Origin of the sequence: Synechococcus sp. R55.7 (genome assembly GCF_047461955.1) — a bacterium.
Taxonomy (GTDB): Bacteria; Cyanobacteriota; Cyanobacteriia; order Thermostichales; family Thermostichaceae; genus Thermostichus.
This window is the reverse complement of sequence record NZ_JANSIC010000158.1, coordinates 1-5,977: the sequence shown is the minus strand read 5'-3', so window position 1 is coordinate 5,977 and position 5,977 is coordinate 1. Positions and strand designations below refer to the sequence as shown.

Genomic DNA, 5,977 nt, shown 5'->3' with positions numbered 1-5,977 from the left:
ACCCCTATCTGGATAGCGACCGGCTCGGAAAGAGAAGGTGGCACAAAATCATCCTCCACGGCCTGGAACCCATTTTGAACCCGACGCCACACCTCAGCCCAAGGCAGGGCCTCATAGTAGGTGAGCGTGTTCCAGAACCGCCCCAGATCCCAAGGCATGAGTCTACCTCATCTCTTCAGAGGTCTATCCCGGATCCCTAGCTTAGGGCAGCGCCGAAGAACTCCACCGCTTCTGCCAACACGTCTAAAAAGCGATCCACCTCCGCCAACGTGTTGTACAGGTAAACACTGGCTCGGGCAGTGGATTGTACTCCCAAATAGCGATGGAGGGGTTGAGTGCAGTGGTGCCCCGCTCGAACGGCAATGCCTTGCTCATCCAGCAAAGTAGACAGGTCATGGGGATGGACAGCCTCCACCGAAAAGCTAACCAGCCCTGCCCGTCGCGCCGGATCCTTGGGGCCATAAACCGTAATACCCGCTATGTGCTGGATCCCGTCCAACAGGTGGGTAATCAACCTTTGTTCATGGGCATGAACCCGCTCCAGACCGATCTGGCTCAAGTAATCTACGGCTGCCCCCAGCCCCACCGCCTGGGCAATCGCCGGCGTACCAGCCTCAAATTTGTGGGGGATATCCGCATAGGTGGCGTGATCCCAGTACACATCGGCGATCATCTCTCCCCCACCCAAAAAAGGGGGCATCGCTCGCAGCAGCTCCCGCCTGCCGTAGAGGACGCCAATCCCCGTTGGGCCACACATCTTGTGCCCCGAAAAGGCCAACCAATCGCAATCCAGCGCCTGGACATCCACAGGCATGTGGGGCACGCTCTGGCAGGCATCCAGCAAAACCTTGGCTCCGTAACGATGGGCCAGTTCAGTAATCTCCTGAACGGGGTTGATGGATCCCAGCATGTTGGAGACCTGGGTTACCGCCACCAAGCGGGTGCGGTCGCTGAGCAAAGACCGGTAGTGCTCCAGATCCAGCTCTCCCTCTGGCGTGATCTGGATGAACTTGAGGTGGGCTCCCGTCCTTTGGGCCACCCATTGCCACGGGATCAGGTTGCTGTGATGCTCCATCACCGAGAGGACGATCTCATCCCCCCGCTCCAGATGGCTCAAGCCCCAACTGTAGGCCACCAGATTGATGGCTTCGCTGGCATTGCGGGTGTAGATGATCTCCTGAGGAGAAGGCGCGTTCACAAAACGAGCGATCTTTTCCCGCGCCCCCTCATAGGCATCTGTGGCTTCGTTGCTCAGCGTATGCACCCCGCGATGCACGTTGGCGTTGCAGTGTCGATAGTAATGATCCATCGCCTGCATAACCGCCAGTGGCTTTTGAGAAGTGGCGGCATTGTCAAAGTAAATTAGCGGGTGGCCGTTGACCTGGCGCTGCAAAATCGGAAAATCTGACCGCACCTGGGCAGCCAGGTCGAAAGAATGGTCAAGCTTGAGAGAAGAAAGGGGGGATACCGCCATGGTCTGCGCAAAAAGCCTGCTTCCCTCAGTATGACATCGCTTCCGGCCAGCCTTCGGCAAACCCATCCGCCCAATCCCTTCCAGCATCCAGGGATCCCTTCCGCCCTGACCTGAAAGCGAAACTTGTCACAAAATGTAACCTTGTGTTAAGTTTGGTTACAGCAACCAATACGAGGTATTAGCAATGCAATCGTCTCCCAGAATCCCTTCTCGTCTGGACTCCGCTTCTGTTGCCCAGTACTACGACACCACCAACGACTGGATCCCAGGCTGGACAGAGCAAGCGGAGCGTTGGAATGGACGCTTGGCCATGTTGGGCTTGGTGATCAGCATTGCTACAGAAGCGGTGCTGGGCCACAGTGTTTTTGCCAGCACTCTCGCCCAGTGGCTAGGTCTGCAATAACCTGCAATAATTTGTCGAAGAACTTTTCGGTAGAGCCACATTGGACATCTCACAGACTTTCTCTTCGGCTTTGAGATGTTACAGCTCTACCCTTTTTGGGAGCTTTTTCACCCTTCAATCCCTATCTCGACAGTCCGATGATGCTTGACAATCCCTTCCTCCCCTACATTGCCGTCATGGTGGCCGGGCTGGTGGCCGCTGTTGTGATTGGCTCGATGGCTTTCTTCAACTCCAAGCGCCCTGCTGGCTGGGAAGGCGCCGGTCGCCCGCGGTACGTGCCGCAGTACGGTCAAGACGGCGATACCCCGCCGGAGTGGGAGATTGGCTGGACGGAGAAGGCTGAGCGATGGAACGGACGGCTGGCCATGCTGGGGTTTGCCATCAGTGTTGTGGTAGAGGCCATAGTGGGCCACAGCGTGTTTGCCTCTGCACTGGGGATCCACTGATCCAAGTTGAAAGCTGTCCGGCGCCCAGTCGTCTCGAGGAAATAAAGGCGGAAGCTATGGAAGCCTGCTTTTTCCTCATGCGTGCTCTTTGTCTTTGCCGTGCAGTACTACCTCGCTTATCTCCTGGAAAGGCTGTACCCAAAGATCGGTGCCTCCTCCATTCGGTTGGTGTCTAGCCATCTGTTGCCTGTCTAATATGATTCTCAAAGGTGAGACGTGCTGGAAGCTCAGAAAGGTTCATAGGGATACCCACAAGCTTGAGTGTCTTGAAAAATAGATGGAAGTTATCTACCTTGTCACAGCGGAAGTAACAATCAGAGCTCTTTGTTGACCTAGACCCTGAGATAAACTCCAGGCGGAATACGTAACCATCCTCACTATCAATGCACAGCTTAATCTCTTTGATAGCCTGGATCCTAAATAACAATCGCTCTGAAGAACCGAAATCCTCGACTCTAACGTACTCCCTACTTATGGCAACGCATCCAAATGAAACCTCTTGTCCACGCTCAATTGCTTCTCTCATGCCTTTCCAGCGCGTGGAGCAAATGTAGCTGGCTACATACCTCATCAAAGGCAAAGACGGGGAAGATATAGATACGACAGGATTTCCTTGGCAATTGATGTAGTAGCTGTAGTATGGGTAGCATTCTGATTTGACAAAACCGACACTCTTCTTTCTGAAGTCCACGTTCACTGAGACAATTTCGTTATACCTATAGGCAAGTCTGTTCTGCTTTCCTAGGATGTCACGATAGATGTCATGATAAATGAAGCCATTGCTCAAAATAACAACCCTAGATTTATAGGGTTGATTTGAGTACCAATAGTACCAAAGAAGCATCGATAAACCACCCAACAATCCAGAAAAAGCCATAGCAATAGGAGGTATGCCACTGGCCAAAGTGCTAGGGATCCATGTCCCTAAGGCAGAAAGTATTGCCGATAGAACTGCGAAGATAGGAAGTCCAATAAGTAGCAATGTAGATAAAGATACCGACACAACACGCATCAGCAAAGTAAAAGGGCTCCATTTCTCGATTGGCGTTTCTTCTGTTGTTACGAGGTATCCCAGTGACTTATCCCGTACCAGCTTTGTCTCGGCCTCTAATAACATCACTTATCCCCCCTCACTTCTTGGATAAGCTCCATTGGCAATCTATGCCAAAGTAGTGTTTAGAGACAAACTCATAATCTATTCTGTTTCACCACTGGATAATCTTTTTCTGAACGGCTGTCATACACATGGCAACGCGAGCATTGATCTCATCCTCAGAGCCGAAAATATCCAACTTTTCTTTGAGCCTCTGGATACAGTTTTGTACGGTCTTCTTGCTGGTGTGAATGCGATCTGCGATGGCCTGATCGGTGAGGGCTTCTTTGCAGAGCAAGTTCAAGACCTCAATTTCTCGTTCTGTCAGCTTCGTAAGACCGCGCAACTCCCGCGGCATGCGCAATTCTCCATTCAGGGCGCTTTTGGCCCCCTCCAGAAACACGGTGCGCCGTTCCATTTTGTTGACCGCGGCAAACCCACCCTGGTGTTTGCTGATCAGGCCCACCAATGGAGTTAGCAGCAGCGGCTCGCTGGAATAGGCCATCACATTTAGGGTGGGGTAGTTCTCAAAGATATGACGCAGGAACTCTAGGCCAGGCTCGGCAGACTGCTCCCCGCTGGTTTGACCGTAGAGCAGATCGGCTACAACCAAGTCCGGTTGTTCCCGCTGCAAGCGCAGGATGGCGTCCATAGGGTTGGTGACCGTAATGCACTGAGCATCGGCTGCAATCCGTTGCAGCCACTCACAGTTGTTCTGGGCCACCTCTGGATGATCTTCGACGATCAAAAACTTGAGCGGGGCAGTGGCGCTTTCAACCTCGGGCATCAATCCACTCCTCTAAATCCTTATCTTGTAGTCCATTCTCTGCCGAGCGAGCTTGGCCGAGATGCGTTCGTCGGCAAGGGATCCGTCTGCAAGCATAGCTCCCAGCCGACTACCCCAGTGTAGCCTCAGGTAGGGGCTTAGAGGTGAGCCTGGGGGGGTGGGAAAGGACAGGTTAGGCTAGAGGGTGACGTCAACCGGATCTGAACTGTGGTACCCCTGCAAGATCGCAACCCAACCACCCGCACAGCCTATGTCACTTATGCCCTGGTGATCGTTAACATCTTAATTTTTCTGTACCAGCTAACCCTGTCGCCACAAGAGCTGGCAGCTTTTTTCCGGGAGTGGGCAGTGGTACCGATAGAGTTGACGGCCAGTTTTCGAGGGGAGCTCACCTCTTCGTCGCGTCCGGAATGGATAACCCTATTCACCTCACAATTTCTGCATGGGGGCTTTCTCCACATTGGCGGGAACATGCTTTTTTTGTGGGTTTTCGGCAACAACGTTGAGGATCGCTTGGGCCATGTGCGCTACCTCATCTTCTACCTGGCTTGCGGAGCTTTGGCTGCATTAACGCAGTGGTTTTTCGACATGGGATCCCCCATTCCTTCACTGGGGGCAAGCGGCGCTATTGCTGGCGTATTGGGAGCCTATATTTTGCGTTTTCCACGGGCCGAGATCCTAACCTTGGTGCCCTTGGGTATTTTCATCACAACCCTCTACGTTCCGGCTTGGGTGTTCCTGGGCTTTTGGTTCATCCAGCAAGCCTTCTACGGCATTGCCAGCCTACAGACGCCTACCAACATCGGTATGCAGGGTGGGGGGATTGCCTATTGGGCCCATGCGGGCGGTTTTGTGTTTGGGGCCATTTTGGGGCCGCTGATGGGGTTGTTTTCCGGCAAAAGCCCTTATGACCGCCAAATGACTTGGCAACAACGTGACAGGGATCTGTTTTGATTTGATCAGCTTTGATACTTTCTCAGTCTATTGTTAATCGGATAGCAGCGTGATGGGAGAAAGCCATGGTCAGTCTATCTGCCAAGCCTCTAACTCTGGAAGACTTTCTACAACAGCCGGAAACTCAGCCCGCCAGCGAGTTCATCAAAGGAGAAATTATCCAGAAGCCCATGCCACAGGGAAAACATAGCCGTCTCCAACTAAAACTGGGTAGCTTCATTAACGAGATGTTGGAGCCTTCTCAACTGGGAATGGCATTTCCAGAGCTGCGCTGCACCTTCGCCGGATACGCGATTGTGCCCGATATTTCTGTGATCCCCTGGGATCGGATCCCTGTGGATGAAGATGGCACCATTCAAAATCTCATCCCCTTTTGCCCTGATTGGATGATCGAGATTCTCTCTCCCGATCAAAATCCAATGAAGCTGGTCAAAAAAATCTTGATCGGCCTGGATCACGGCTGCCAAATGGGGTGGATCGTGGCTCCCGAAGAAAGGGTTGTTTTCGCCTACCCTGCCGGGCAGCAGCCGACGGTGCATGAGGATCCCCAAGAGGTGATCCCCACTCCTGCGTTTGCCCAAGGGATCCAACTGACAATCGCAACTTTGTTCGGCTGGATGCAAGTTCAAGCTGGCGAGAGCCACAAGTCCAATGCGGGATAGAAAAAGAGTGGATCTCCTTCCATCCCTCAATTCTCAATTCAAATTCAACATTCAGTTGTTGTAGAGGGCAGGAGCTTGGGCAACCGTCTCACCAGTTTGAGGCAGCTCCTGCCGCAGCAGCGCCACCAAAGCGTTAGTGGATTGGTCGTAGAGGCTGG

The 5,977-nt window shown here is 53.0% G+C and carries 7 protein-coding genes; 4 read left to right on the top strand and 3 right to left on the bottom strand.

The window, feature by feature from the left end:
* Positions 1-196 precede the first annotated feature (196 nt).
* On the bottom strand, positions 197-1,474 hold the full coding sequence (locus NW820_RS09005) for a cysteine desulfurase (protein ID WP_414407299.1): 1,278 nt from the start codon (positions 1,472-1,474) through the stop codon (positions 197-199).
* Between the two features lie 184 nt (positions 1,475-1,658).
* Between NW820_RS09005 and NW820_RS09000 the strand changes: the two genes are divergently transcribed.
* Complete coding sequence (locus NW820_RS09000; RefSeq protein ID WP_011433585.1) at positions 1,659-1,877, top strand: hypothetical protein; 219 nt, start codon at positions 1,659-1,661, stop codon at positions 1,875-1,877.
* A 137-nt stretch (positions 1,878-2,014) separates the two neighbouring features.
* A complete protein-coding gene (psb35, locus tag NW820_RS08995; RefSeq protein ID WP_414331646.1) occupies positions 2,015-2,323 on the top strand; it encodes a photosystem II assembly protein Psb35 in 309 nt (102 codons plus the stop codon).
* Positions 2,324-2,495: 172 nt separating this feature from the next.
* On the opposite strand, the gene NW820_RS08990 is transcribed toward psb35, so the two are convergent.
* Together NW820_RS08990 and NW820_RS08985 are read right to left on the bottom strand one after the other, a co-directional pair.
* Complete coding sequence (locus NW820_RS08990) at positions 2,496-3,440, bottom strand: hypothetical protein (RefSeq protein ID WP_414342385.1); 945 nt, start codon at positions 3,438-3,440, stop codon at positions 2,496-2,498.
* A gap of 88 nt (positions 3,441-3,528) precedes the next feature.
* Positions 3,529-4,203 carry a response regulator transcription factor gene (locus tag NW820_RS08985; protein ID WP_414342386.1) on the bottom strand — a complete coding sequence of 225 codons (675 nt, stop codon included), beginning with the start codon at positions 4,201-4,203 and terminating at the stop codon, positions 3,529-3,531.
* Between the two features lie 207 nt (positions 4,204-4,410).
* On the opposite strand from NW820_RS08985, the gene NW820_RS08980 reads away from it, so the two are divergent.
* Complete coding sequence (locus NW820_RS08980) at positions 4,411-5,157, top strand: rhomboid family intramembrane serine protease (protein WP_414407298.1); 747 nt, start codon at positions 4,411-4,413, stop codon at positions 5,155-5,157.
* Between the two features lie 65 nt (positions 5,158-5,222).
* Positions 5,223-5,819: a Uma2 family endonuclease gene (locus NW820_RS08975; protein WP_414407297.1), complete on the top strand. Its 597-nt coding sequence runs from the start codon at positions 5,223-5,225 to the stop codon at positions 5,817-5,819.
* Positions 5,820-5,977: the final 158 nt, after the last annotated feature.

Coding starts and splice junctions, on each gene's coding strand:
- NW820_RS09005 (WP_414407299.1), bottom strand. CDS start 1,474: ATGGCGGTATCCCCCCTTTCTTCTCTCAAGCTTGACCATTCTTTCGAC.
- NW820_RS09000 (WP_011433585.1), top strand. CDS start 1,659: ATGCAATCGTCTCCCAGAATCCCTTCTCGTCTGGACTCCGCTTCTGTT.
- psb35 (WP_414331646.1), top strand. CDS start 2,015: ATGATGCTTGACAATCCCTTCCTCCCCTACATTGCCGTCATGGTGGCC.
- NW820_RS08990 (WP_414342385.1), bottom strand. CDS start 3,440: ATGTTATTAGAGGCCGAGACAAAGCTGGTACGGGATAAGTCACTGGGA.
- NW820_RS08985 (WP_414342386.1), bottom strand. CDS start 4,203: ATGCCCGAGGTTGAAAGCGCCACTGCCCCGCTCAAGTTTTTGATCGTC.
- NW820_RS08975 (WP_414407297.1), top strand. CDS start 5,223: ATGGTCAGTCTATCTGCCAAGCCTCTAACTCTGGAAGACTTTCTACAA.